General features: G+C 68.3%; 24 protein-coding genes. 14 read left to right on the forward strand and 10 right to left on the reverse strand.

Going from position 1 to position 24,616, the window contains the following annotated elements:
• Nucleotides 1-2: 2 nt before the first annotated feature.
• The 9 genes from ACODRX_RS06540 to ACODRX_RS06580 all read left to right on the forward strand — a co-directional run bounded on the left by ACODRX_RS06540 (nt 3) and on the right by ACODRX_RS06580 (nt 8,299).
• Entirely contained in the window at nt 3-545 is a 543-nt protein-coding gene (locus tag ACODRX_RS06540) for a pilin (protein WP_488870367.1), read from the forward strand.
• A 127-nt stretch (nt 546-672) separates the two neighbouring features.
• Entirely contained in the window at nt 673-1,161 is a 489-nt protein-coding gene (locus ACODRX_RS06545; protein WP_488870369.1) for a MarR family winged helix-turn-helix transcriptional regulator, read from the forward strand.
• Nucleotides 1,158-2,702, forward strand: a complete 1,545-nt coding sequence (locus tag ACODRX_RS06550; RefSeq protein WP_488870370.1) for an MFS transporter — start codon at nt 1,158-1,160, stop codon at nt 2,700-2,702. Before ACODRX_RS06545 ends, ACODRX_RS06550 begins: the two co-directional genes overlap by 4 nt.
• A 33-nt stretch (nt 2,703-2,735) precedes the next feature.
• Nucleotides 2,736-3,419 carry a glutathione S-transferase family protein gene (locus ACODRX_RS06555; protein ID WP_488870372.1) on the forward strand — a complete coding sequence of 228 codons (684 nt, stop codon included), beginning with the start codon at nt 2,736-2,738 and terminating at the stop codon, nt 3,417-3,419.
• Complete coding sequence (locus ACODRX_RS06560) at nt 3,419-4,744, forward strand: multifunctional CCA addition/repair protein (RefSeq protein WP_488870374.1); 1,326 nt, start codon at nt 3,419-3,421, stop codon at nt 4,742-4,744. The genes ACODRX_RS06555 and ACODRX_RS06560 overlap by 1 nt, the downstream gene beginning before the upstream one ends.
• 62 nt (nt 4,745-4,806) lie before the next feature.
• Nucleotides 4,807-6,750 carry a PhoX family protein gene (locus ACODRX_RS06565; RefSeq protein ID WP_488870376.1) on the forward strand — a complete coding sequence of 648 codons (1,944 nt, stop codon included), beginning with the start codon at nt 4,807-4,809 and terminating at the stop codon, nt 6,748-6,750.
• A gap of 307 nt (nt 6,751-7,057) precedes the next feature.
• Nucleotides 7,058-7,417, forward strand: a complete 360-nt coding sequence (locus ACODRX_RS06570) for a PRC-barrel domain-containing protein (protein WP_488870377.1) — start codon at nt 7,058-7,060, stop codon at nt 7,415-7,417.
• A gap of 163 nt (nt 7,418-7,580) precedes the next feature.
• Nucleotides 7,581-7,988: a toxin gene (locus ACODRX_RS06575; protein ID WP_488870379.1), complete on the forward strand. Its 408-nt coding sequence runs from the start codon at nt 7,581-7,583 to the stop codon at nt 7,986-7,988.
• Nucleotides 7,985-8,299, forward strand: coding sequence for a helix-turn-helix domain-containing protein (locus ACODRX_RS06580; protein ID WP_488870380.1), 315 nt, complete (start codon nt 7,985-7,987; stop codon nt 8,297-8,299). Before ACODRX_RS06575 ends, ACODRX_RS06580 begins: the two co-directional genes overlap by 4 nt.
• A 146-nt stretch (nt 8,300-8,445) precedes the next feature.
• Here the strand turns inward: ACODRX_RS06580 and ACODRX_RS06585 are convergent, their stop codons facing one another.
• The 8 genes from ACODRX_RS06585 to ACODRX_RS06620 form a co-directional block, all read right to left on the reverse strand.
• Nucleotides 8,446-9,201, reverse strand: a complete 756-nt coding sequence (locus tag ACODRX_RS06585) for a hypothetical protein (protein WP_488870381.1) — start codon at nt 9,199-9,201, stop codon at nt 8,446-8,448.
• A gap of 83 nt (nt 9,202-9,284) precedes the next feature.
• Nucleotides 9,285-10,787 (reverse strand): alkaline phosphatase, encoded by a 1,503-nt coding sequence (locus tag ACODRX_RS06590; RefSeq protein ID WP_488870382.1) that lies wholly within the window; start codon nt 10,785-10,787, stop codon nt 9,285-9,287.
• A gap of 130 nt (nt 10,788-10,917) precedes the next feature.
• Nucleotides 10,918-12,348 (reverse strand): alkaline phosphatase, encoded by a 1,431-nt coding sequence (locus ACODRX_RS06595; protein ID WP_488870383.1) that lies wholly within the window; start codon nt 12,346-12,348, stop codon nt 10,918-10,920.
• A gap of 126 nt (nt 12,349-12,474) precedes the next feature.
• Nucleotides 12,475-12,669 (reverse strand): DUF2905 family protein, encoded by a 195-nt coding sequence (locus tag ACODRX_RS06600; RefSeq protein WP_488870385.1) that lies wholly within the window; start codon nt 12,667-12,669, stop codon nt 12,475-12,477.
• Nucleotides 12,670-12,678: 9 nt separating this feature from the next.
• The gene (locus ACODRX_RS06605; RefSeq protein WP_488870387.1) at nt 12,679-13,557 is read right to left on the reverse strand and encodes an ABC transporter permease; all 879 of its coding nucleotides are present in this window, start codon (nt 13,555-13,557) and stop codon (nt 12,679-12,681) included.
• A 2-nt stretch (nt 13,558-13,559) separates the two neighbouring features.
• The gene (locus ACODRX_RS06610) at nt 13,560-14,537 is read right to left on the reverse strand and encodes an ABC transporter ATP-binding protein (RefSeq protein ID WP_488870389.1); all 978 of its coding nucleotides are present in this window, start codon (nt 14,535-14,537) and stop codon (nt 13,560-13,562) included.
• Between the two features lie 2 nt (nt 14,538-14,539).
• Entirely contained in the window at nt 14,540-15,610 is a 1,071-nt protein-coding gene (locus ACODRX_RS06615) for an ABC transporter substrate-binding protein (RefSeq protein ID WP_488870391.1), read from the reverse strand.
• A 142-nt stretch (nt 15,611-15,752) separates the two neighbouring features.
• On the reverse strand, nt 15,753-16,736 hold the full coding sequence (locus ACODRX_RS06620) for a TauD/TfdA dioxygenase family protein (protein WP_488870393.1): 984 nt from the start codon (nt 16,734-16,736) through the stop codon (nt 15,753-15,755).
• Nucleotides 16,737-16,912: 176 nt separating this feature from the next.
• Here ACODRX_RS06620 and otsB point away from each other — a divergent pair, with 176 nt between their 5' ends.
• The 3 genes from otsB to ACODRX_RS06635 are packed head-to-tail and all read left to right on the forward strand — an operon-like array spanning nt 16,913 to nt 20,902.
• Nucleotides 16,913-17,656, forward strand: a complete 744-nt coding sequence (gene otsB / locus ACODRX_RS06625; RefSeq protein WP_488870395.1) for a trehalose-phosphatase — start codon at nt 16,913-16,915, stop codon at nt 17,654-17,656.
• Complete coding sequence (locus ACODRX_RS06630) at nt 17,653-19,470, forward strand: glycoside hydrolase family 15 protein (RefSeq protein WP_488870396.1); 1,818 nt, start codon at nt 17,653-17,655, stop codon at nt 19,468-19,470. Before otsB ends, ACODRX_RS06630 begins: the two co-directional genes overlap by 4 nt.
• Before the next feature lies 1 nt (nt 19,471).
• Nucleotides 19,472-20,902: an alpha,alpha-trehalose-phosphate synthase (UDP-forming) gene (locus ACODRX_RS06635; RefSeq protein WP_488870398.1), complete on the forward strand. Its 1,431-nt coding sequence runs from the start codon at nt 19,472-19,474 to the stop codon at nt 20,900-20,902.
• Nucleotides 20,903-21,080: 178 nt separating this feature from the next.
• Here the strand turns inward: ACODRX_RS06635 and ACODRX_RS06640 are convergent, their stop codons facing one another.
• Both ACODRX_RS06640 and ACODRX_RS06645 read right to left on the reverse strand, forming a co-directional pair.
• The gene (locus ACODRX_RS06640) at nt 21,081-22,031 is read right to left on the reverse strand and encodes an ROK family protein (RefSeq protein ID WP_488870400.1); all 951 of its coding nucleotides are present in this window, start codon (nt 22,029-22,031) and stop codon (nt 21,081-21,083) included.
• Between the two features lie 20 nt (nt 22,032-22,051).
• On the reverse strand, nt 22,052-23,155 hold the full coding sequence (locus ACODRX_RS06645) for a class I SAM-dependent methyltransferase (protein WP_488870401.1): 1,104 nt from the start codon (nt 23,153-23,155) through the stop codon (nt 22,052-22,054).
• A gap of 31 nt (nt 23,156-23,186) precedes the next feature.
• On the opposite strand from ACODRX_RS06645, the gene ACODRX_RS06650 reads away from it, so the two are divergent.
• Nucleotides 23,187-23,957, forward strand: coding sequence for an SDR family oxidoreductase (locus tag ACODRX_RS06650; RefSeq protein WP_488870402.1), 771 nt, complete (start codon nt 23,187-23,189; stop codon nt 23,955-23,957).
• A gap of 283 nt (nt 23,958-24,240) precedes the next feature.
• Nucleotides 24,241-24,615 (forward strand): dihydroneopterin aldolase, encoded by a 375-nt coding sequence (locus ACODRX_RS06655; RefSeq protein WP_488870404.1) that lies wholly within the window; start codon nt 24,241-24,243, stop codon nt 24,613-24,615.
• Nucleotide 24,616 lies beyond the last annotated feature (1 nt).

The following is a 24,616-nucleotide window of genomic DNA, read 5'->3' on the forward strand; positions in this document are numbered from 1 at the left end:
ACATGAAAGTGAACCAGCAGCTGCAAAAGGGCTTTACCTTGATCGAGCTGATGATCGTGGTGGCGATCATCGGCATCCTGGCGGCGGTGGCGCTGCCGGCGTACAACGACCATGCGAAGAAGGCCAGGATATCCGAGCCGATTCTGGCGCTGGGCTCCTGCCGCACCGCGATCACCGAAAAATACCAGACCGGCATCGCGGCGCCGGGCGCCGGCGCGTGGGGCTGCGAGAGCAAGGCCGGGGCGGCGCTGTCGAAACATGTGAAAAGCATCAAGACCAACGATGACGGGGTGGTCGAAGTCGTGCTTCAGGGCATGGGAGACGCCAGCCTGGACAACCTCGCCATCTACCTGGAACCCCGGGATGCCACGGGTGCTGCCCTCAAGGCCGCAAGCACCCTGGGGGCCAGCCCACTGGCCAATGTGCAGGTCAACCAGTGGGCCTGCGGCTATGCGGACGCCAAGCTGGCGAACTTCCTGCCCGGCTCCTGCAGCATCAAGTGGAGCAAGGCCCCGGCGGGCTTCAAGGACGCCGGCGGCGCCTGATACCGCGCGCCGCCCGTCGCGCAGGGCGCCGCAGGCGGCCCCATGTCCATGCCCTGGACATGAGCATGGTTGCGCGCAATTTATTTCAAACGATATAATTACAAATGAAATTAAATAAATACCCACCATGAGCATCGAATCCCGCCGCAACCGCCTGCTCGCAGGCAAATCCCCGCAGCTGCGCGACGCAGTGGCCGCATCGCGCGCGCTGCTGCATGCGGCCCATCTGCTGGAGCAGCGCATGGACGCAGCGCTCGCGCCCTGCGGGCTGCACATGCGCGAATACCTGGCGCTGCGCCTGCTGGCCGACAGCGTGCACGAGCCGCTGCGGCCCACCTCGCTGTCGGTGGCGCTGGATGCCACGCGCACGCAGATCACCCGCCTGCTCGACGGGCTGGAGAAAAAGGCCCTGGTGGCGCGCTCGGCCCACGAGAGCGACCGCCGCAGCCAGCAGCTGGCACTGACCGAGGCCGGCGCCGAGTTGCTGGCGCGCGCGGTGCCGCTGGCAGAGGCGGTGTATGCCAGCGCCTGGGCGCCGCTGCAAGAGCACCAGCTGCCCGCCCTGGCCGGCCAGCTGCAGCTGGTGCAAGCCCATCTGCACGCCAACCAGCCATGACCACCCGCCCATTCCAGCAGTTGGTGCACCAGGAGAAGCAGCGCCTGCTGATCGCGGTGATCTGCGCCATGGTGGGCATGGAGTTCCTCGAAAACGGGATGTTCGTGTTCGCCTCGTCGCACATCCTGGGCGCGATTGCCGCGGCGCCGCAGGAGTTCGCGCTGGTGCAGATGGCCTACGCGGTGGGCAATATGCTGATGGTGGCCCTGCAGCAGTGGCTGACGCGGCATTTCGGCTACCGCCACTACCTGCTGCTGGCGCTGGCGTTGTTCGGCCTGGGCGACATCGGCTGCGCGCTGGCCACCAGCCTGCCCGAGCTGATCGCCGCCCGCATGCTCGAAGGCATGGGCGGCGGCGCGTTCTTCCTGAGCACGCGGGTGCTGATCCCGCTGCTGTTCTCGGCCTCGCTGCGGCCGCTGGCCTCGCGCTGCTTCATGCTCAGCATCTTCGGCGTGGGCGTGGTGGCGCCGCTGCTGTCGGCCACGCTGGTGGACGGCTGGGGCTGGCAGTGGGTGTTCTGGATCGTGCTGCCCATCGCGGCGCTGGTGGCCGTGGGCGTGCGCTGGCTGCTGCCGCGCCACCTGGGCAAGAGCGCGCAGCCGGTGCGCTGGTCGCTGGTGCCGATCGCGCTGTTCCTGCTGGCCGTGGGCTCGGTGCAATGGGCGTTTTCCGAGGCGCGCTACGAGCTGTTCGAGCGGCCCGAGCTGCTGGCGCTGGCGGTGCTCGCGGGCGTCACGCTGCTGGGCCTGTTCAGCCTCCACCAGTGGCGCCACGACGAGCCGCTGCTGCACCTGCGCGACCTGGGCAACCCGGGCTTCCTGGCGGGGCTGGCGCTGTATGCGATGTACTACTTCATCGTCAACTTCAGCAACTACCTGTTCCCGCAGTTCGCGCAGCAGGGCCTGGGCATTCCGGTGCTCACCACCGGCTGGCTCAACAGCTTTGCCGGCGCGGTCTCCTTCGTGGCGGTGGTGCTGTACATCCGCTACTCGGCCCGGGTGGCCAACAAGCGAGCGATGATGATGGCCGGCTGCCTGTGCATGGCCGCGGCGGCATGGTGGATGGCCTCGCTGCCGCCGGATGCGCCGCTGCCCGCGCTGTACGGCGCGCTGGCCATCAAGGGGTTGTTCGGCGTGCTGATGATCCTGCCGGTGGCGGCGCTGACCTGGCGCGCGCTGGGCGACGCCCATTTCGCCAAGGGCTACCAGACCAAGAACGTGATGCGCCAGATGACGGTATCGCTCGCGTCCGCGGTGGCCGCGGTGGCGCTGCAAAACGGCCATCTGGCCCAGTACGGCGAGCTGGCCGGCCGCATCAGCCCCGGCAATCCCGCCGCGGTGCAGTGGCTGCAGCAGGCGCAGCACCGCTTCGAGCAACTGGGCTACACCGCCGGCCAGGCGCACGGCGCGGCCATCGGGCAGCTGAGCGCGCTGGTGGACCGGCAGGCCATCTTCATCGCCTGCCAGCACCTGTACCACTGGGTGGCGGCGATCGCGCTGGCGGCAGGGATGATCGTCATGCTGCAAAAGCGCTTGAAATAGCTTCGGTAAACTGGGGCGATTCTTGGAGGCCCCATGCTGCAACTCTATATCGGCAACAAAAATTATTCGTCCTGGTCCATGCGCGCCTGGGTGCTGCTGCGCCAGGCCGGCATTGCGTTCGAGGAAAAATACGTGCGCTTCGACAGCTTCGACGCCGGCTCGCAGTTCAAGCGCACCATGCTCGCGGCGAGCCCCACCGGCACCGTGCCGGTGCTGGTCGACGGCGCAACCACCGTGTGGGACAGCCTGGCGATAGCGGAATACGTGGCCGAGCGCTTTCCCGCCAAGCAGCTGTGGCCGCAGGACGCCGCCGCCCGCGCCACCGCGCGCAGCGTGGTGGCCGAGATGCACAGCGGCTTCAGCGCGCTGCGCAGCGCCTGCGGCATGAACATCGAGGCCGACCTCGCCCCTGTCGGGCGCGTGGTCTGGCGCGACAACGCCGGCGTGCGCCGGAACGTCGAGCGCCTCGTGGCCATGTGGAGCGCGCTGCTCGCGCGCCATGGCGGCCCGATGCTGTTCGGCGAATTCAGCGTGGCCGATGCCTACTATGCGCCGGTGTGCTCGCGCCTGAAGACCTATGCGCTGCCGGTGCCGGCCGAGATCGCCGCCTATGTGGAGCGCGTGCACCAGCTGCCCGCGGTGCGCGAATGGGTGCAGGCCGCGCTGGCCGAGCAGGACTTCGTGGCCATGGACGAGCCCTACCGGGCCGAACGCTGATGCGCGTCTACCTGGTGGGCGGCGCGGTGCGCGACCAGCTGCTGGGCCGCCCGGTGCATGACCGCGACTGGGTGGTGGTGGGCGCCACGCCCGAGCAGATGAGCGCGCAGGGCTTCGTGCCGGTGGGCAAGGATTTTCCGGTCTTCCTGCACCCCAAGACGCATGAGGAATACGCGCTGGCCCGCACCGAACGCAAGAGCGGGCGCGGCTACCGCGGCTTCGTGGTGCACACCGCGCCCGACGTGACCCTGGCAGAAGACCTGGCGCGGCGCGACCTCAGCATCAACGCCATGGCCGCCCCCGCGGGCTGGACGCGCGCCAGCGAGCTCTTCGACCCCTACCACGGCCAGCAGGACCTGCAGGACAAGCTGCTGCGCCATGTGACCGATGCCTTCCGCGAAGACCCGGTGCGCATCCTGCGGCTGGCGCGCTTCGCGGCGCGCTTTCACGATTTTGCGGTGGCCCCCGAGACCATGGCGCTGATGCGCACCATGGTGGCCGACGGCGAGGCCGACCATCTGGTGCCCGAGCGCGTCTGGCAGGAGCTGGCGCGCGGCCTGATGGAGCCGCGGCCCTCGCGCATGTTCGAGGTGCTGCGCGCCTGCGGCGCGCTGGCCGTGCTGCTGCCCGAGCTCGAGCGTCTGTGGGGCGTGCCGCAGCGCGCCGACTACCACCCCGAAATCGACACCGGCGTGCATGTGATGATGGTGCTTGACCGCGCCGCCGCGCTGCAGGCGCCCCTGCCGGTGCGCTGGGCCTGCCTGGCGCACGACCTGGGCAAGGGCAGCACGCCCGCCGAGGTGCTGCCGCGCCACATCGGCCACGAAGGGCGCAGCGTGCAGCTGCTCAAGCCCTTGCAGCAGCGCCTGCGCGTACCCAACGACTGCGCCGAGCTGGCCCTGGCCGTGGCCGCCGAGCATGGCAACATCCACCGCAGCGAAGGCTTCTCGCCCGCCGCCATCGTGCGCCTGCTGGAGCGCTGCGACGCATTTCGCAAGCCGGCGCGCTTCGCCGAGCTGCTGCTGGCCTGCCAGTGCGATGCGCAGGGCCGCCTGGGCCTGCAGGAGCAGCCCTACCCGCAGCGCGCCGCGCTGCTGGCGCAGCTGGCGGCGGCCCAGGCCGTCAACACCGCAGAGGTGGCGGCCTGCGCCGCGCGCCAAGGCAAGAAGGGAGCGCAGATCGGCGCCCTGGTGCACGCGGCGCGCGTGCAAGCCGTGGCTGCGGCCGCGCACCACGGTCATGCCACCGTCATCAATGCGTCACAGCCGCCACAGATACTCGGCGCGCAAGCGAACAACGGTGCCAAGGCGGACGACCCACCCTAGTCCAACGCATTCACCCCGTTGTCGCTCGACCTACAACGATTGACCCACGGAGTGAATTTTCCATGTCTGATCCGATGACCTCGCGTCGCCGCCTTTTGCAACTGCTGGGCGGCGCGCCGCTGCTGCCGCTGTCTTCCGCGCTGTCGGCAGCCGGTGTGCTGACCGCCTGCGGCGGCGGCGACGACCCGCAGGCCGCCTTCAAGTCGGTGAGCTTCTCCAGCACGGCCGCGCCCACCCTGGCCAAGGCCGCCGAGATGGCGACCACCACCACCGCCTCGGTCATGACGCTCCAGTACGACGACGGCAGCAGCCGCGACGTCAAGCTCGCCTACGAGCCCTTCTTCGTGACCGGCGACATGGTGGCCGACGGCAAGGGCGGCAAGATCCTGGCCGGCGGCTACGTCGACATCAACAACCAGCCCATCATCGATGCCACGGTCGCCGGCAGCGCACGCCAGTTCTTCTCCGACTCGCCGGACGGCACCTCGCTGCTGACCGTGGCCGACGCCAAGGTCGACGGCGTCAAGGGCAAGCCGGTGTTCGCGGTGGTGCAGTTCGAATACACCACCTGGGCGCAGGACGGCAAGACCGATATGTACGGCCGGCTGCCATCGCCGATCGCGGTGCTCACGCTGGACCAGGACCAGGCCAGCGGCAAGCTCAACCTGGTCAAGTACCACAACGTGGACACCTCCAAGGTGCACGGCCTGTGGATCACCTGCGGCGCCAGCCTCTCGCCCTGGGGCACCCACCTGTCCAGCGAGGAATACGAGCCCGACGCGTTCACCGCCGCCAGCAACGCGCAGTTCAAGGCCTACAGCAAGAACCTGTACGGCAACGAAGGCACGGCCAACCCCTACCACTATGGCCACATGCCCGAGGTCACCGTCAACAAGGACGGCACCGCCAGCATCAAGAAGCACTTCTGCATGGGCCGCATCTCGCACGAGCTGGTGCAGGTGATGCCCGACCAGCGCACCGCGCTGATGGGCGACGACGCCACCAATAGCGCCTACTTCGTGTTCGTGGCCGACAGGGAAAAAGACCTGTCCTCGGGCACGCTGTACGCGGCCAAGGTGGGCGCGGGTTTCTCCATCGACCCGGCCGCCGCGGCCGGCGCGCCGCTCACCTGGATCAAGCTCGGCTCGGCCACCAGCGCCGAGATCGAGAACCTGGCCAACACGCTCAAGCCCACCGACATCATGAGCGTGGCGAGCAAGGACCCGGCGGATGCCGGCTTCGCCAAGATCGTGGCCAACGGCAAGACCGAGTGGATCAAGATCAACCCCGGCATGGAAAAGGCCGCGGCCTTCCTGGAGACCCACCGCTATGCCGCCTACCTGGGCGCCAGCATGGGTTTCACCAAGATGGAAGGCACGACGGTCAACGCCAAGGACAAGATCGCCTACTCGGCGCTGCAGAACTGCCAAAGCTCGATGGTCGCCGGCAACGCCGCCAATGTGCCGGGCAACGGCGTGTCCATCCCCAAGGCGCTCAACGCCGGCGCCGTGATGGCGCTGAACCTGCGCGGCGGCCAGAAGGACACCCATGGCGCCGCCATCAACAGCGACTGGATGCCGGTGGACACCAAGGCCCTGCTCGCGGGCGAGGACATCGGCGCCGACGCGCTGGGCAACACCGGCAACCCGAACAAGATCTGCAACCCCGACAACCTCAAGTTCTCGGAGAAGCTGCGCACCCTGTTCATCGGCGAAGACTCCAGCCAGCACGTGAACAACTTCCTGTGGGCCTACAACATCGACAGCAAGCAGCTCTCGCGCATCCTGTCGATCCCGGCCGGCGGCGAATCCACCGGCCTGCACGCGGTCGACGAGATCAACGGCTGGACCTACATCATGAGCAACTTCCAGCACGCGGGCGACTGGGGCAGCATCCACGGCGTGGTCAAGGAGCAGCTCGACCCGCTGATCAAGGCCAACTACAAGAACAAGTTCGGCGCCGCCGTGGGCTACCTCACCGGCGCGCCGCAAGGCATCAAGCTGTAAGCCGGGAACGCAGCGCCGCAGGGCCACCCAAGGGGTGGCCTTTTTCACCGCCGGGCCGCCCCAAGGTGAAAAAGCGCCCCTCTCGGAGGGGCAGCGACCCAACGCAGTGGGGAGCGTGGGGAGCTATTCCCCATTGGCGGGCCGCCTGCGCGAAACCTCCTACGGCAGGGTCGGGGCCATGACTACCCCGGCGGCGCGGCGCCGTGCCTACCATGGATACCAAGGCAGGCGTGATGTTCCGCAGCCGCTGCAAGTAACGCCGCCTTTCGCCATTTCCGTCAACACTTCCCCCAAACAGGAGGACACCATGGACACCGCAAACACCGCATCCAGCGTCATTTCTTCGGACAAGGTCAATGGCACGAACGTGTACAACCCGGCAGGCGACAAGCTGGGCTCGATCGACTCGCTGATGATCGACAAGCTCTCGGGCAAGGTCCGCTACGCCGTCATGGAATTCGGCGGCTTTCTGGGCATGGGCACTGAGGTCTATCCGCTGCCTTGGGAAACCCTGAAGTACGACCCCAACATGGGCGGCTACGTCGTCTCGCTGGTGAAGGAGCAGCTGGAGCAGGCGCCCCGCTATGAGCGCGCCACCACGCCCGAATACGACGAGGCCTACGGCCGCAAGGTGAACGACTACTACGGCGTGCCGTGGATCTATTGACCGCGCGGGCGCGGTAGCATGCCGGTATCCCACAAAGGAGAAAGCATGGGCCGCGCAATGACCATCCTCGCCGCCATCGGCATCCTGGCCGCCGCATACTTCGCGTACCGGTACGGGGTGTTCTGAGCACCCAGGCAAAGCCCTCGCATGAGGGCTTTGTGCTGTGGATGCCGGGAACGCCAGATCCTATCCGTTGATTGCAATCAATACGCAATCTGCGTATACTTTTGCAACGAAAGCCGTATTTGTGGAGCTACCTGCCTTTGTGCGATACCGGTCTGACTATCTGGATGACGATGGTTTTCACGACCTGCAGCAAACCATGATGAAGCACCCCGAGGCTGGCGATGTAATTGAAGGCACAGGCGGCCTGCGCAAGATGCGGTATGGCGATCCACGCCGAGGCCAAGGCAAGCGTGGAGGCCTGCGAGTGATTTACTACTGGTGGGATGGCAGAGCGCAATTCTGGCTATTCACCCTGTACGGCAAAGACGAAATGGCAGACCTGGCACCCAGCGAGCGCAAGGTGCTCAAAGGCATGTTGAAGGCAGAACTGGAAGCACGGCAATGACCAAACGCAATCTGTTTGCAGAACTATCCGAGGGCCTGGAAGCCTTGGCCGAAGCGCGCACAGGCAAGCAAACGCTGCGCACACACGAACTCGAGGCGAAGCCGGCGGTGGAGATCACCGCCAACGAGCTGTTGGCGCTGCGCGAACGCCTGCATCTATCGCGCCCCGTGTTTGCCAGCTACCTGCGCACCAATCCCCGCACCCTGGAAAACTGGGAGCAAGGCCGAGCCAAGCCCAATGCCCAAGCTGCGGTGCTGATCCGCCTGGTTGAGAAATTTCCGGACACGGTACAGCGATTGGCGGAAGTTTGAGCCGCTGGCGCACATGGCGAAAAATTGCTCCCCACGCCCTCTCACCGCGTGTAGCAGCTGCCCCTCCAAGAAGGGCGCTTTTCACCTTGGGGCGGCCCAGCCCGCCCAGCAAGCCAGCCATGGAGCAGGACTGCATCCACCGGCCATCAATCCAGCAGATCCGAATAGTCGCCGCGGTCGAATGCCTGGCTGGCCTCCCAGGGCGCGGGGCTGGGGGCGGCGATGCGCTCGGCCTTCACGCGGGTGAGCGCGGTGCCGTGGCCATCGCTGCGCTCGATCAGGCGCGGGTACTGGCCGCGCACATCCCAGTCCACCACCGTGGTCTGCTCGCCCGCCACCTGGCGGTAGCGCTGCACGCCATTGCGCACCGCGCCCACGGGCTGCATGGCCTGCAGCGTGGCCGGCGGCACCAGCCAGTACTGCGCATCCCACGATCCGCCGTAGCCCACATTGCCATGGTGCGCGCGCTCGACCTCGATCACGCGGCGGGTCTGGTTCAGGATGACCTCGACCTTTTCCTGGCCGTCGTCGCCGCGGCTCACGCGCAGCGGCGCGCCATTGGCTTCGTCGTGCGCATGGCCGGCATGCGGGCCGTGGCGGTGCTCGTGGCCGTGGCCCTCGCTCTGGCGCAGCGCGGCCGGCAGCTCGCGCTCGGTCCATACCCAGCCGCCTTGGGCCGATACCCGGCGGTAGACGCGGTTGGTGTGGGTGGTTTCACGCAGCACGCCATCGTGGCCGATGGCGCGGGTGTAGTAGGTGACGCGCAGGTCCGCCGGCGGCGTGGCCTTGACGGCGGCCGTGGTGGCCTGCGGCGCGGCGGGTGCGGCGCCTTGCGCGAATGCCGCGTGCGGCATCCCCACCGCAGCCAGCAGCGCTGCGGCTGCCAGGTTCTTGAATTTCATGATTGCTACAAAACAATGGCTGCCGGCGCTTTGCGCACAAGCACCGGCAGCCTATTTGACTCAGGATTGCGCGGCCCAGCCGATCAGAGGCCGGCGGCTTCCTTGACCTTGCTGAACACCTTGGTGTTGTCCATGGTGCCCTTGAAGACCTTGGCGCCGGCGCCGCCGGCGAACAGCATCACGTCGCCGCCGCCGTGGGTCTCGGCGCCGGGCGTGCCCAGGTTGATGCCGACTTCCTGCAGGAAGTTGTCCTGCGTGGTGTCCACGCTGCTCAGATCTTCGCGGCTGGCGGCGCGGGCGGGCGCCACCCAGGGCTTCTTGCCGTCTTCCTCGTTGACCTGGCTGGCCGCCGTGGCGTTGGGGCGGCCGCCATTGCCGAACACCAGCGTGGTGTAGGGCTTGCCATCGCTGGCCTTGGCGAGCTGGCCGCTCTGGTAGTCGACCACCTTGCCCAGGATCGGGTTGCCGATCTTGGTGTAGCCGTTGAAGGCCATCGAGTGGTCGTGGTCGGCCGTCACCACGATGAGGGTATTTTTCAGGCCCGGGTCCCTCTTTTCCATGAAGGCCAGCGCGGTGTCGATGGCCTTGTCCATGGCCAGCGTGTCTTCGAGCGCGCGCTTGGCGTTGCTGCCGTGCAGCGCATGGTCGATGCGGCCGCCTTCCACCATCAGGAAAAAGCCGTTCGCGTTGCGCGACAGCACCTGCAGCGACTTCTCGGTCATCTGCGCCAGGCTGGGCTGGTCGAGCTGCTGATTCACACGGTCAAGCTCGTAGGCCATCTCGCTTTGCGAGAACAGGCCCAGCAGCTTGCCGGCCTGCGTGGCGTCGATGCCGGCGAGCGTGCTGCCGCTGTTGGCGAAGGTATAGCCCTTGGCCTTCATCATCTCGACGAGGTTGGCGTCGTCCGAGCGCTTGCTACTGGCGTTGACGGACTTGGGCAGGTAGTTGCGCAGGCCGCCGCCCATCAGCACGTCGATGCCGTCGCCCAGGCGGGTGTTGTAGTTGGCATGGCCGGGCACCGATTGCTCGGCGATGCTGTTGTAGCCGTTGCGGTTGCAGATGTGGGCATAGGTGGCGGCCGGCGTGGCGTGGCCGACGCGGGTGGTCGAGATGGCGCCCACCGCGCGGCCCTTGGCCTTGGACAGCTCCAGCAGGGTCACGGCCGGCGTGCCGTTGCTGGCCGGGCAGGTGGTGTCCTCGCCGTTGATGTACTGCTTGCCATCCGCGGCATAGGCCGTGGTCTCGGCAGACATGGAGATGACCTCGTTGTTCATCTTCACGCCGGTCATGTAGGCTGCCATCGAAGGCGCGCTGTCGGTGGTCTGGCCGTCGCGCGAGAAGGTCTTGACGCGCGCCGCATAGGGCAGCGACTGCATGCTCAGCTTGGCGCGCTCGCTGCTGGCGTAGGCCTGGGGGTTGGCGGCCAGCTCCTTCTCGCCCTTGTAGATGCGGGCGGCGGTGACGGTGACCGGCCCCATGCCGTCGCCGAGGAAGAAGATGACGTTCTTGGCCTCGCCCGCGGCCTGCGCCGCGCCCGATGCCAGCATTGCCACAGCCAGTGCGGTCTTGCGGATGGTGATGTTCATGATGGATTCCTTTGTCTGGAGGTAGCTGACACGGATTCGCAATCGAAGCGAGAACAAGGCGCTTCGCCGCAGACAGTGCTGGAGCACGGCAAGGCGGGGCAACGCAGTGATCGCTTTGAGTGCGAAGCCGTCACAGGCCGATCGATTTCTTGATCAGGCCAAACACCTCGTTGTTGGTGAGCACGCCCGAGAAGTTGTCGGCGCCCAGGCCGGTTGCACCCAGGAACACATCGCCACCGCCGTGCGTCTCGGTCGCCAGAGGAACCACGGCTTCCTGCAGGTAGCCAGGATTTTCGAGATCGGCATTGCTGATGGGCCCGCGCGCGGCCTTGCGGTTCGGGCCGTTGCCGAAACCCAGGATGGTGTAGGGATTGCCGTCCACGTCGGTCGAGGGCTTGCCGTCCACATAGTTGTTGACCAAGCCAAGCACGCCGGGCTTGCCGGGCTCGGTCTTGCCGGTGCGGGCGGCGTAGCCGTTCATCTGCAGCGTGTGGTCGTGGTCGGCGGTGACCACCACCAGGGTGTTCTTCAGGCCGGGGTCGATGGCCTGCATCTTGGCGATCGCGGCCTTGATGGCGCTGTCGAACGCCACCGTGTCCTGCAGCGCGCGGCGGGCATTGGTGGCATGCAGCGCGTGGTCGATGCGGCCGCCCTCCACCATCAGGAAGAAGCCCTTCTTGCGCGCGGCCAGCGCGTCGATGGCCTTGCCGGTCATCTCGGCCAGGCTGGGCTCCTTGGCCGGGTCGCGGTCCAAGTCGTAGGCCATGTGGTCGCTGGTGAACAGGCCGGCGATCTTGGTGCTGCCATCGGTGGGCAGCTTGTCGAATTCGCTCTTGTTCGCGGCGAAGCTGTACTTGGCCTTCTGCAGCTCGGCCACCAGGTCGCGGCTGTCGTTGCGCTTGCCGCCGGCGCTGGTGGGCTTGAAGTAGCTGGTGCCGCCGCCGAAGACCACGTCCACGCCGTCGCCCAGGCTGGCGTTATAGCCGGAGCCGCCGGGCACCAGGGCCGCGGCGATGGTGTTCTCGGCATCGCGGTGGCACACATGCGAATAGGTGGCCGCGGGCGTGGCGTGGGTGATGCGCGTGGTGCTGACCACGCCGGTGCCGTAGCCGGCGGCCTTCATCTGTTCGAGCAGCGTGGGCACCGATTTGCCATTGCTGGCGGGGCAGGTGCTGTCGTACTTGACGTGGTAGGGCTTGCCGCCGGCGTCGGTGGCCTTGGTGTCGGCCGACATGGAGATGACCTCGTTGTTCATCTTCACGCCGGTCATGTAGGCGGCCATCGACGGCGCGCTGTCGGTCACCTGGCCGTCGTTCGAATAGGTGTGCACGAAAGCCGTCTCGGGCAGCTGGTCGATGGCCAGTTCGCCGTCTTCGCCAACGCTGTAGATGCGCGCTGCCGTCAGCGTGGTGATGCCCATGCCGTCGCCCAGGAAGAACAGCACGTTCTTGGTCGGCGCCTGCGGGCCGGGGTTGCTGCCACTACCGCTGCCGCCACTGCCGCAAGCCGTGAGCATGAGCGAGGCGCCGGCCAGTGCGGCGCACAACAATTTGAGCTTCATCTTCACTCCCTCCAGATAAGAACCGCGCCACCGGGGCAGCGCGGGCTGTGGTGAAGGAATGTAAAGAGGAAAGATGGCAGTTTGATGACGGTATGGTGTCCGTTCTTTTCTTCTACGCCGGCCGCGTCACAGCCAGCGCGCGATCCCCGCCGCCAGCAGGCTGAGCACGATGGTGGAGGCGAACGGCAGCCACAGGGTGCGGCCGAAAACCGTGACCTGGAAATCGCCCGGCAGCCGGCCCAGCCCCAGCTTGCGCAGCAAGGCCGAGAAGCCGTTGAGCAACAGCAGCGAGAGAAAGACGACGAGCAGCCAGCGGATCATGCGCCGAGTTTACCGCTGCGCCCCCCAGCGCCGCACCGTCAGCCGCTCCAGCGTGTGAAAGCCCAGCGTCTCCACCAGCAAGCCGATGATGATGACCAGCGCCAGCCCGGCGAACACCTTGTCGGTGTAGAGCTCGTTGCGGCTCTGGAAGATGTACCAACCCAGCCCGCCCTTGCCCGACGAGGCACCGAACACCAGCTCGGCCGCGATCAGCGTGCGCCAGGCAAAGGCCCAGCCGATCTTCAGGCCCGACAGGATGGACGGCAGCGCGGCCGGCACCAGGATCTGGACCACGTAGCGCACGCCGCGCAGCCCGTAGTTGCGGCCCGCCATGCGCAGGGTTTCGGGCACCGCCTGGAAGCCCGCATAGGTGTTCAGCGCCAGCGGCCACAGCACCGAGTGCACCAGCACCAGGATCAGGCTGCCCTGCCCCAGGCCCAGCCACAGCAGCGCCAGCGGCAGCAGCGCAATCGCCGGCAGCGGGTTGAACATGGCGGTCAGCGTGGACAGCAGATCGCGCCCCCAGCTGCTGGCCACCGCCAGCACGGTGAAGGCCAGCGCCAGCGCCACGCCCAGCGCATAGCCCTTGAGCAGCACCGCCAGCGATATCGCGGTCTTGGCCAGCAGCTCGCCGCTGGCCAGGTCCTGCACCAGGGCGCGCGCGGTCTGCCCGAAGGTGGGCAGCAGCAGGTCGTTGTCCTGCCAGCGGGCTGCCAGCTCCCACAGCGCGGCCAGCAGCAGCAGGATCAGCACCCGCCGCAGCCCGCTGTGCTGCGCCAGGCGGCGCGCCAGCGGCACGGGGCGGGCCTGCAGCTGCGCAGGCGCGGGGGCGATGGCGTACTCGGCCTCGGGGCGGATGGGTGGGGTCTTCAGCGCAATCGTGGACATGTTCAGGCCGCCCTTCTTGCCTGCGCATGGGTAGCGGCCGCCGCCACCAGCGCATCCGGCGCATGCGGCTCATCGAACAGCAGCGCATGGATGCGCTGGTGCGCCGCCTGGAAGGCGCTGCTGCCGCTGCTGGCCAGGTCGAACTCGTGGGCATTGACCTCGGCGCGCAGGCGGCCGGGGTGCGGCGAGAGAATCGCGATGCGGCTGCCCACCGCCAACGCCTCCTCGATCGAATGGGTGACGAAGACCAGCGTGAAGCGCAGCTCCTCCCACAGCGCCAGCAGCTCCTCCTGCATGCGGCGGCGGGTCAGCGCGTCGAGCGCGGCGAAGGGCTCGTCCATCAGCAGCACCTGCGGGTGCATGGCCAGCGCGCGGGCAATCGCCACGCGCTGCTTCATGCCGCCCGAGAGCTGGTGCGGATAGGCATCGGCAAAGCGTGCCAGGCCCACCTTGGCCAGGTACAGCTCGGCCCGCTCGCGCGCCTCGGCACGGCCGGCGGCGCGCGCCGCCAGCACCGGGAACATCACGTTCTCGCGCACCGTCTTCCACGGCGGCAGCTGGTCGAACTCCTGGAACACCATCACCCGGTCCGGCCCCGGCTGGCGCACGGGCTGGCCGTGCAGGCGGATCTCGCCGCCAGCCAGCGGCACCAGGCCGGCCATGGCCTTGAGCAGGCTGGACTTGCCGCAGCCCGAGGCGCCCAGCAACACCAGGCGCTCGGCCTCGTGCACCTGCAGGCTCACCTGGTGCGTGGCGCGCACCACGCGATCGGGCAGCGCGTAGTCGATGCTGGCATCGGCCACCTCCAGCAGCGGCACCTGCTGCGCAGCCGGCGCAGCGGGGTGCGGCGCCACCTTGGCCAGCGGCTTGCGCGAGGCTCGGTTCAGAAAAGGCTGGGCCAGGGACTCAAAAGCCAGCGGGCTTGCGGCCGTGTCCCAGATGGCAGCATCCCAGTCATTGCCCAAGGGTACGAAACGCATGCTCAGCTCCCCGAGACGACGCGCGGGTCGTCGAAGAAATAATCCTTCACCGCCTCGGGCTTGTTCTTGATCACGCCCACGCGCTGCAGGAACTGGCCCAGGCCCACGGTGTTCTGCGGCTGGATGGTGAACTGCACCTGCGGGCTGGTGACGATCTTGCGCAGCAGCTCGCGGTCGATCTTGCTGTTGTTGGCCTTGATGAAGATGTCCACCGCCTTGTCGGGCTGGGCCTGGATGAACTGCGCCGACTCGGCCAGCGCATCGAGGAAGGCGCGGTAGGTCTTGGGGCTTTCGTGGCGGAACTTCTCGGTGGTGTAGAGCACGGTGGACGAGGCCGGCCCGCCCAGCACGTCGTACGAGTTGAGCACGATGCGCGCGTTCTGGTTGCCGGCCAGCTCCAGCTCCTGGTACGGCGGGTTGCCGAAGTGCGCCGACACCTCGGTGCCGCCCTTGACGATGGCCGCCGCCGCATCGGGGTGCGGCAGCGCCACCTGCAGCTTGTCCAGGCGCTGGTATTCCTTGTCGCCCCAGAGCTTGGCCGAGGCGTACTGCAGCACCCGCGATTGCACCGACACGCCAACGGCAGGCGTGGCGATGCGGTCCTGATCGCTGAAGTCGGCGATCGTCTTCACCTTCGGGTTGTTGCTGACCAGGTAGTACGGAAAATTGCCCAGCGAGGCCACGCCCTTGACGTTCTGGCGGCCGCGCGTGCGGTCCCACAGCGTGAACAGCGGCGCCACGCCGGCGCCGGCAATGTCCACATTGCCCGACAGCAGCGCATCGTTGACCGCCGGCCCGCCGGAGAACTGCAGAAAGTCGACCTTGATGTCCACGCCCTGCGCCTTGCCGTGCTTTTCGATCAGCTTCTGGTCCTGCGCCACGTTCAGCAGCAGGTAGACGACGCCGTATTGCTGCGCGATGCGCAACTGCCCCTCGGCGGCCTGGGCCACGCCGGTGCTCAGGCCCCACAGCGCGGCGGTGGCGCTGAGGACGATGGCGGCGCGGCGGCTCAGGCGCCGCCGGGCGGCAGATGGGGTATTCGTTGCGGGGGTGGCGCGGTAGCGATTGGTCATGGTGAGGAATCCTGAAAAAATGCCCCGGCAGGTATGACCCTGCCAGGGGCCGTAATGGGCAAGGAGACGGATGAATGCCCTACCAACAACGCGCCAACCAGATGCGTACCAATAATTGCTGCATGTCTTTTCCTCGTGCCGATCACACCGGCACATCGCCCTCGATCGTGGTGCGATAGAGCTTGCGGCGCTGCCCCTCGGGCACGCTGCTGGCCAGGTGCAGCACCGAGCGGTTGTCCCAGAACAGCAGGTCATGCGCCTGCCAGCGGTGGCGGTAGACAAAGCGCGGCAACGTGCTGTGCGCGAACAGATAGGCCAGCAGGTCGGCGCTCTCGCGCTCGGAAAGGCCCAGGATGCGGGTGGTGAAATGCTCGCTCACGAACAAGGCCTTGCGCCCGGTTTCCGGGTGGGTGCGCACCACCGGATGCACCGCCGGCGGCACCTCGGCGACCTGCTCGGCGCTGAGCTGCGGGCGGAATGGGTTGCGCTGGCGCAGCTCCTCATAGCGCAGCAGGTAGCTGTGCTCGGCCTGCAGGCCCGACAGGCGCGCCTTCACTTCGGCAGGCAGGGCCTCATAGGCGGCATGCTGGTCGGCGAACAAGGTGTCGCCGCCTTCGCCCGGCAGCTCCTGCGCATGCAGCAGCGAGCCGAGCGCCGGGCGTTCCTTGTACGACAGGTCCGAATGCCAGAAATGGCCTGCATCCCCCAGCCCGATGGGCTGGCCGTTTTCGCGGATGTTGGAGACGATCAGCACCTCGTCATGCCCGGGCAGCTTGAAGTTGCGCAGCACATGGCGCTGCAGCAGGCCGAAGCGGCGGCTAAAGGCCACATGCTCGGCGGGCGTGATGCGCTGGCCGCGGTACACCACCACGCTGTGCGCCAGGTGCGCGCGGTGCAGCCGCGCAAAGTCTTCGGGCGCCAGCGGGCGGCCCAGGTCGGCCCCCAGCACCTCGGCGCCCAGGCGCTGCCCGCCGCCGGGGCCGCGCAACTCGAAGGACTGGGCGCCGTCCTCGCGCCACTCCTGCACCGCCCGCGCGGCGGGCAGCCAGGGCTTGTGCGCCAGGGCGCGCGAGGCCTGCGAGGCAGCCTGGGCGCCGGCGATGGCGGTGGACAACAGTGCGGGCATGGTGTTTTTCCTTTCGGTCGGTGTCAAACCATGGCTGCACTGTAGAAAGCCCGGCCGCGCCTGCCAACGAATGAAAACGGCCGTGCTTATGCGAAAAGCGATGAAGCGCCTGGGCGAAAGGCGATGAAGGGCTTTGGCCTACAGCCATCGCGGCCTGCCGCCGCTATGGTGGTGCCATGCAAATCGTGCCCTCGCTGAGCGCGCAACACGCGCTGTTTCTGGATTTCGATGGCACCCTGGCCGACATTGCCGCGCAACCCGACGCGGTACAAGTCCTGCCCGAGGTAGCCCCCACATTGCGCAGCCTGCACCAGCGCCTGGATGGCGCGCTGGCCATCGTCACCGGCCGTACCGCAGCCGCCATCGACGGCCTGCTCGCGCCGCTGCGCCTGCCGCTGGCCAGCGAGCATGGCGCCTGGTACCGGCTGGGCGCGGACGCCGGCGCGGCAACCGCCGCCGCCCCGGTCGACGAACCCGACCTGGCGCCGGTACTGGCCGCGCTGCGCCCGCTGCTGGCACGGCACCCGGCCCTGGTGCTCGAAACCAAGCCCAGCAGCCTGGCGCTGCACTACCGCCAGGCGCCGCAGCTCGAAGCCTGGTGCCACGGCACGCTTGCGCGGCTGCTGCCGCTGGCGCCGGGCACCGAGCTGATGCAGGGCCGCTGCGTGCTGGAGCTTAAGCCGGCCTGGGCCAGCAAGGGCCGCGCGATCGGCGACTTCATGCGCCGCGCGCCGTTCGCGGGCCGCGTGCCGATCTTCGTCGGCGACGACGTGACCGACGAGACCGGCTTCGCCACGGTGCAGGAGCTCGGCGGCCTGGGCGTGAAGGTGGGCCCGGGCCCGACCCTGGCCCAGGCGCGGCTGGACGGCCCCGCGCAGGTACGCGCCTGGCTGCGCCACGGTGTGGAGGAAATCGCATGAACAACGGCAGCTTCGCGCCGCCGGCGGCACCGTCGCTGGACCTGGGCGTCATCGGCAACTGCTCGATCAGCGCGCTGGTGGACGCGCAGGCCCGCATCGTCTGGTGCTGCCTGCCGCGCTTCGACGGCGACCCGGTTTTCAACGCGCTGCTCCAGCCCGAAGGCAGTGGCGGCGAGGGCGGCAGCTTCGCCATCGAGATCGAGAACCTCGCCTCCACGCGCCAGTGGTACGAGCCCAATACCGCCGTGCTGCGCACGCTGCTGATCGACACGGACGGCAACAGTCTGGAGGTCACCGACTTCGCACCGCGCTTTTACTCGCGCTCGCGCTTCTTCCGCCCGATGACGCTGGTGCGCCGCATACGCCCCATCCAGGGTTCGCCGCGCGTGCGCGTGGCGCTGAAGCTGCGCTACGAATGGGGCAGCGCCGCGCCCGGCATCACCCGCGGCAGCAACCACATCCGCTACGTGGGCGAGCACCTGACGCTGCGGCTGAACACCGATGTGCCGGTGGCCTATGTGCTGTCGGGCCAGCCCTTCGTGGTGGGGCGCGAGTACAACTTCCTGCTCGGCGCCGACGAAACCCTGCTCGCCGGCATTGCCGACACGGCCCGGCACTTCGAGCAGGAGACGCTGTCGTACTGGCGGCACTGGACGCAGCGCCTCGCCATACCGCTGGAATGGCAGAGCGCCGTGATCCGCGCCGCGATCACGCTCAAGCTCTCGCTGTACGAGGACACCGGCGCCATCGTGGCCGCGATGACCACCAGCATTCCCGAATCGCCCGACAGCGGCCGCAACTGGGATTACCGCTACTGCTGGCTGCGCGACGCATTCTTCGTGGTGCGCGCGCTCAACAGCCTGTCCGAGACCGCCACCATGGAGGACTACCTGCGCTGGCTGGCCAACGTGGTGGTGGAGACCAGCAGCGGCCACATCCAGCCGCTGTACGGCATCGGGCTGGAGCGCGAGCTGCCCGAGGCCCTGGTGCCGCAGCTCGCGGGCTACCGCGGCATGGGGCCGGTGCGCGTGGGCAACCAGGCGGCGGAACACTTCCAGCACGACGTCTACGGCAACATCATCCTGGGCGCGGCGCAGTCCTTTCACGATCAGCGCCTGCTGCATCCCGCCGGCGCGGCCGAGTTCGCGCGCATGGAGCAGATCGGCGAGCTGGCCGTGCGCGTGTACGGCCAGCCCGATGCCGGCATGTGGGAGCTGCGCACGCGCGCGCGCATCCACACCTCGTCGGCGCTGATGAGCTGGGCCGCCTGCGACCGGCTGGCCAAGATCGCCAGCGCCTTGCGCCTGCCCGAGCGGGCCGGCTACTGGCAGGCCCATGCCAGCCGCATGCAAGCCGAGATCCTGGAGCGCGCCTGGAACGCCGAGCGCCAGGCTTTCGCCGAGAGCTTCGGCGGCAGCGCGCTCGATGCCAGCGTGCTGCTGATGGCCGAGGTGGGCCTGGTCGATGCCATGGACCCGCGCTTCGTGAGCACCGTCGATGCGCTGGAGGCCACGCTGTGCGACGGCCCCTTCATGCGCCGCTACGAGGCCGCCGACGACTTCGGCAAGCCCGAGACCAGCTTCAACATCTGCACCTTCTGGCGCGTCAACGCGCTCGCGGCCATCGGCCGCAAGGCGCAGGCGCGCGAGATCTTCGAGGCCATGCTGGCCGCGCGCAACCCGCTGGGCCTGCTGTCCGAGGACACGCATGCGCAGACCGGCGAGATGTGGGGCAACTTTCCGCAGACCTACTCCATGGTGGGCATCATCAACGCGGCCATGCGCCTGTCCGCGCCATGGGAAAGCGTGATCTGACATGGCCCGTCTCGTAGTCATCTCCAACCGCCTGGCCGATCCACGCAAGCCCGCGGCGGGCGGCCTGGCCGTGGCGCTGGGCGAAGCGCTGCAGCGCACCGGCGGCCTGTGGTTCGGCTGGAGCGGCGCCATCAACGAAGGTGGCGCACCCGGCGAGGGTGCGCTGCAGACGCGCCAGGCCGGCAACGTCACGCTGGCCACCGTGGACCTGTGCCGCGAAGACCACCAGAGCTACTACCAGGGCTATGCCAACAGCGTGCTGTGGCCGGTGTTCCACTACCGGCTCGACCTGGCCGACTTCGATGCGCGCTACATCGCCGGCTACCGGCGGGTGAACCAGCTGTTCGCGCGCAAGCTGCTGCCGCTGCTGCGCGAGGACGACATCCTCTGGGTGCACGACTACCACCTGATCCCGCTGGCGGCCGAGCTGCGCGCCCTTGGCTGCCGCCAGCGCATGGGGTTCTTCCTGCACATCCCGGTGCCGCCGCCGCTCATCATGGCCGCGATACCGCAGCACGAGTGGCTGATGCGCTCGTTCTTCGCCTACGACCTGGTGGGCCTGCAAAGCGAGGCCGACGTGGCGCATTTCACCCGCTACCTGGGCAACGAGGCCGGCGCGCAGGAGCTGGATGCGCCCCGGCCCGGCGGCCAGCGGCTGCACGCCTTCGGCGCCACGGTGCGGGTGGGCGCGTTTCCGATCGGCATCGACGTGGAGGAATTCACGCGCCTGGGGCACTGCCGCGACGCGCTGGAAACCTACGAGAGCCTGCGCAGCGAATACTCACGCCGGCGGCTGCTGCTGGGCATAGACCGGCTCGACTACTCCAAGGGCATTCCGCAGCGCGTGCGCGCCTTTCGCGAGCTGCTGCAGCGCTACCCCGAGAACGAGCGCAGCGCCACGCTGGTGATGATTGCCTCGCCCTCGCGCGACAGCGTCCATGCCTATGCCGACCTGCGCCAGGAGCTGGAGGGCCTGTGCGGCGCCATCAACGGCGACTATGGCGAGCTGGACTGGATGCCGCTGCGCTACATCCACCGCACGGTGGCGCGGCGGCGCGTGCCGGGGCTGTGCCGCGCGGCGGCGGTGGGCCTGGTGACGCCGCTGCGCGACGGCATGAACCTGGTGGCCAAGGAGTTCGTGGTGGCGCAAGACCCGCAAGACCCCGGCGTACTGGTGCTGTCGCGCTTTGCCGGCGCGGCCGAGCAGCTCAAGGAGGCCTTGCTCGTCAACCCCTACGACACCCAAGGCATGGCCGACAGCATCCAGACCGCGCTGCAGATGCCGCTGGCCGAGCGCCAGCGCCGCCACCAGCGGCTGCTGCAGCGCATCCGCGAGCAGGATGTGCACTGGTGGTGCAAGGCCTTTCTGCAGGCGCTGGAGCAGGCGGGGGATGGCGCGGACCGGGCGCATTTGGTGATTGGAAATCTTTGAATGAAATAAGCCATTTGCGCCTACACAGAAAGCATAAGCAACGATGTTTTGACTGCAGAGCCCAGCGCTCACCCTGCGGACCAAGCGCAGCGACGGCCCGGTGGCTTGCCTCCCCCTACTGACGGCGCCACAGCCTCCACCAACAAACACCCCACAGCGCTGCAAAGATGCCTTCGTCTTACACCACCAACGCCATCGCCGCATAGTCCCCCACCGCCAGGCCCAGGCCGGCCGGCACCAGTTGCACGCCTGCGGTCAAGGCCGGCAGATGGCTGCAGACCTCCGCCTGCAGCCGCGGCAGCAGCAGCCGCTGGTGGTGCAGGAAGACCGCCCCGCCGAGGCTGATACGCTGCAGGTCGAGCAGCGCCACCAGGTTGTAGAGCATGCGCCCCAGCACGCGGCACAGCTCGTCCACCACGGCGAGCGCGGCGCCATCGCCGCCGCCGGCGGCCTGCATCAGCGCCGCGGCGTCGGCCCAGCCGCGCTCGGCAAAGCGCCGCTGCAGCGCATTGCCGGCCACCAGGGCCTCCACGTCGCCCCAGTTGCCGCAGCCGCACAGCAGGCCCACGGGGTCGCCGCTGGCAAAGGTGTGGCCGGCATGGCCCGCATTGCCGTTCTTGCCGCGCAGCACGCGCCCATCCACGCACAGGCCCGCACCCACGCCGGTGCTCCAGGTCACGTAGGCGCAGTGCGGCACACCCTGCAGGGCACCCCACAGGCGCTCGGCCTCGAGCGCGGCCACCGCGTCGTTCTCGATGCGCAGCTGCGTGAAGCGCTGAGCCAGTGGCGCTTCGAGCGGCACCGAGGTCCAGTCGTTGGAGAGCCCGCGTGCCGGGCCCGCCAAGCCACCACAGATGTTGGGGTTGGCCAGCTCGATATCGCCATTCACATGTACGAACGGCCCACAGGAAGACACGCCCGCCTGGGTGAGCCGCGCCGCATCCACGCCCTGCGCGGCGCAGACCTCATCCACCAGCCGCAGGATCTGCCGCGCCAGCGCTCCCCGATCACCGGCGGTGGCCGTGGGTTCGGCCCGGCGGCCGACGGGCTTGCCGCCCGAGCCCCGGCTGGTGTCGCCCGCCAGGCTGACCGCCACCTTGGTGCCGCCGATGTCAATGCATGCCTTCATCCAACACTCCCATGCCGCCGCTACAGGCGGTGCGTACGATCCCCCCGCGCAAAGCCCAGGGCCGGCCAGGGCTCCACGCCCTTGGACAACAGGATGGCCTTGAACAGCTCGCCCATCTCCTGCTCCATCATCAGTTTGGCCGCGGCGGCGCGCTCTGTCTGTGGGAGCAGTTCCAGTTTTTGTGGCAGGCCGCAGTTGATCAGCAGGTGCGCCTGGGTGGTGTAGCCCAGCACGTCGAGGCCGGCCTCCTGGGCCGCGAGTGCGATGCCGGTGAAGTTGACATGGGCGGTGATGTCCTTGTGCCCCACCAGCGCCAGCGGGTCGGCATCCACCCGGTGCAGGTGGTGGCAGACCAGCGTGCCCATGTGGCGCTGCGGGTGGTAGTACTCGGCCTCGCCGAAGCCGTAGTCGATCAGCAGCAGCGCGCCGCGCGCCAGGCGCTCGCCCAGCGTGGCGACAAAGGCCTCGGCCTGCGGGTGGATCTCGGTCAGGTACTCGGCGCCGGCCGGCAGCCCGGGCTCCAGCGGCGGGCGCAGCGCGGTGGGGCGCTCGCTCCAGGCAAAGCCGTCGCCTGCCACGACCACGCCGCGCTCCTGCCATTCGCCCTGCTGGCGCACCAGCAGCTTCACCGGCATCGCATCGAGCACCTCGTTGCCCACCACCACGCCCTGCATCTGCGCCGGCAGCTCGGCCACCCAGCGCAGCTTGTCGCCGAATGCGGCCAGCCGCGCCTGCTGGCGCGCGCGCAGCGTGCCCGACAGGTCGACGATGGTGTAGCGCCGGCAGGCATCGCCCAAGGTGGACAACAGTTGCTCGGCCAGCGCGCCGGAGCCCGCGCCGAACTCCCAGACCTCGTCGCTCTGCGTGCGCTGCAGCGCCTCGGCCACCTGCGCGGCCAGCAGCTGGCCGAAGACCGGCGACAGCTCGGGCGCGGTGACAAAGTCGCTGCCCGACGCGGGCATGGCGCCGAACTTGGCCCGCTCGTTGGCGTAGTAGCCCAGGCCGGGCTCGTACAGCGCCAGGCGCATGAATTCGTCGAAAGGCAGCCAGCCGCCGGCGCCTGCAATGGCCCTGGCGATGCGCGCGGACAGCGCGGTCGTTAAACTATCGGGTTCGGTATTCACCCCCCTATTGTCGCTGTCTCCCGCATTGCCGATGGCCTCCACCACCGCATCCCCCCGCACCGTGCTCGTCACCGGCGCCGCCAGGCGCCTGGGCCGCGCCATTGCGCTGGACCTGGCCCGCCAGGGCTGGCGGGTGGCGGTGCACTACCGGGACTCGGCGGCGGATGCCATGCAGACCGCGGCAGAATGCGCTGCCTTGTCGGGCGCAAGCGCCCATTTCGACGCCGACTTCCAGGACGAGCCGGCAACCCGCGCGCTGCTGCCCCGCGTGGCGGCGCATTTCGGCCAGGTGGACGCGGTGGTCAACAGCGCCTCGCTGTTCGAGCACGACGACGTGGCCAGCTTCGGCTACGAGGCGCTGGCCCGCCACCTGCGCAGCAATGCCGGCGCGCCCATCGTGCTGGCGCAGGCGCTGCACCAGCACCTGCAGGCGCGCAACGCGGCGGGGGCGGTGGTAAACCTGCTCGACCAGAAGCTGTGGAACATGAACCCGGACTTCGTGAGCTACACGCTCAGCAAGGCCGCGCTCGAGGCCGCGAACACCCTGCTGGCGCAGGCGCTGGCGCCGCGGGTGCGCGTGGTGGGCGTGGCCCCCGGGCTCACGCTGACCAGCGAGTTCCTGAGCGAAGACAAGTTCGCGCAGCTGCACCGCATGAGCCCGCTGGGCCGCTCCTCCACGCCCGAGGACGTGGCGGCGGCCGTGCGCTTTGCGCTGGAGAACCCGGCCATCACCGGCACCACGCTGCTGGTGGACGGCGGCCAGCACCTGATGCGGTTCGACCGCGATTTTTCGATGATGTAAGCCCCTAGAGCGTGTTATGCACTTTGACGTACCCGCGTTGGCCCGCAGGCCGGATGATCGCAAGGCGCAGTGCGCAGCCAAGGCTGGTGCCTTGGCAAGCGCTGCAACGCCGCGAGCGCCGGCCTGCGGGCCAACCCTTCGGGAAAGCCGGGGAAAGGCTCGGCCACTTTGTTGCAGTCCGCTGGCGGTGTGCGAACCGCGGCGCGGCCTGCGTCGCGTTGCCGGGCCTTTCCCCGGCTTTCGCGGGCACGTAAAAGTGCATAACACGCTCTAAGGCACCGCGATGACGACTTTTGACACCGGGTTGCAAACCCTGACGCTGACCGGCCTGCGCTTTGACGCCAACCTGGGCATACTCGCGCACGAGAAGCAGCGCCCCCAGCCCATCCAGGTGGATGCCGAGCTGAGTCTGGGCCAGCAGCCACTGGCGCCGCACGACGACGACATCACCCATGTGCTGGACTACCGCAAGGTGCGCCAGATCATCATCGACGAATGCACCGCCGAGCATGTGAACCTGCTGGAGAGCCTGATCGGCAAGCTCGCCCAACGCCTGCTGCAGCTGCCGAGTGTGCGCGGCGTGCGGGTGAAAATCGCCAAACTTGAAATCTTTGACGACTGCGAAGTAGCCATTCGCATCGAAACCGGACAATGGTAAG

The sequence above is a fragment of the Comamonas sp. FG99 genome, from assembly GCF_057808605.1.

Coding starts and splice junctions, on each gene's coding strand:
- ACODRX_RS06540 (WP_488870367.1), top strand. CDS start 3: ATGAAAGTGAACCAGCAGCTGCAAAAGGGCTTTACCTTGATCGAGCTG.
- ACODRX_RS06545 (WP_488870369.1), top strand. CDS start 673: ATGAGCATCGAATCCCGCCGCAACCGCCTGCTCGCAGGCAAATCCCCG.
- ACODRX_RS06550 (WP_488870370.1), top strand. CDS start 1,158: ATGACCACCCGCCCATTCCAGCAGTTGGTGCACCAGGAGAAGCAGCGC.
- ACODRX_RS06555 (WP_488870372.1), top strand. CDS start 2,736: ATGCTGCAACTCTATATCGGCAACAAAAATTATTCGTCCTGGTCCATG.
- ACODRX_RS06560 (WP_488870374.1), top strand. CDS start 3,419: ATGCGCGTCTACCTGGTGGGCGGCGCGGTGCGCGACCAGCTGCTGGGC.
- ACODRX_RS06565 (WP_488870376.1), top strand. CDS start 4,807: ATGTCTGATCCGATGACCTCGCGTCGCCGCCTTTTGCAACTGCTGGGC.
- ACODRX_RS06570 (WP_488870377.1), top strand. CDS start 7,058: ATGGACACCGCAAACACCGCATCCAGCGTCATTTCTTCGGACAAGGTC.
- ACODRX_RS06580 (WP_488870380.1), top strand. CDS start 7,985: ATGACCAAACGCAATCTGTTTGCAGAACTATCCGAGGGCCTGGAAGCC.
- ACODRX_RS06585 (WP_488870381.1), bottom strand. CDS start 9,201: ATGAAATTCAAGAACCTGGCAGCCGCAGCGCTGCTGGCTGCGGTGGGG.
- ACODRX_RS06590 (WP_488870382.1), bottom strand. CDS start 10,787: ATGAACATCACCATCCGCAAGACCGCACTGGCTGTGGCAATGCTGGCA.
- ACODRX_RS06595 (WP_488870383.1), bottom strand. CDS start 12,348: ATGAAGCTCAAATTGTTGTGCGCCGCACTGGCCGGCGCCTCGCTCATG.
- ACODRX_RS06600 (WP_488870385.1), bottom strand. CDS start 12,669: ATGATCCGCTGGCTGCTCGTCGTCTTTCTCTCGCTGCTGTTGCTCAAC.
- ACODRX_RS06605 (WP_488870387.1), bottom strand. CDS start 13,557: ATGTCCACGATTGCGCTGAAGACCCCACCCATCCGCCCCGAGGCCGAG.
- ACODRX_RS06610 (WP_488870389.1), bottom strand. CDS start 14,537: ATGCGTTTCGTACCCTTGGGCAATGACTGGGATGCTGCCATCTGGGAC.
- ACODRX_RS06615 (WP_488870391.1), bottom strand. CDS start 15,610: ATGACCAATCGCTACCGCGCCACCCCCGCAACGAATACCCCATCTGCC.
- ACODRX_RS06620 (WP_488870393.1), bottom strand. CDS start 16,736: ATGCCCGCACTGTTGTCCACCGCCATCGCCGGCGCCCAGGCTGCCTCG.
- otsB (WP_488870395.1), top strand. CDS start 16,913: ATGCAAATCGTGCCCTCGCTGAGCGCGCAACACGCGCTGTTTCTGGAT.
- ACODRX_RS06630 (WP_488870396.1), top strand. CDS start 17,653: ATGAACAACGGCAGCTTCGCGCCGCCGGCGGCACCGTCGCTGGACCTG.
- ACODRX_RS06635 (WP_488870398.1), top strand. CDS start 19,472: ATGGCCCGTCTCGTAGTCATCTCCAACCGCCTGGCCGATCCACGCAAG.
- ACODRX_RS06640 (WP_488870400.1), bottom strand. CDS start 22,031: ATGAAGGCATGCATTGACATCGGCGGCACCAAGGTGGCGGTCAGCCTG.
- ACODRX_RS06650 (WP_488870402.1), top strand. CDS start 23,187: ATGGCCTCCACCACCGCATCCCCCCGCACCGTGCTCGTCACCGGCGCC.
- ACODRX_RS06655 (WP_488870404.1), top strand. CDS start 24,241: ATGACGACTTTTGACACCGGGTTGCAAACCCTGACGCTGACCGGCCTG.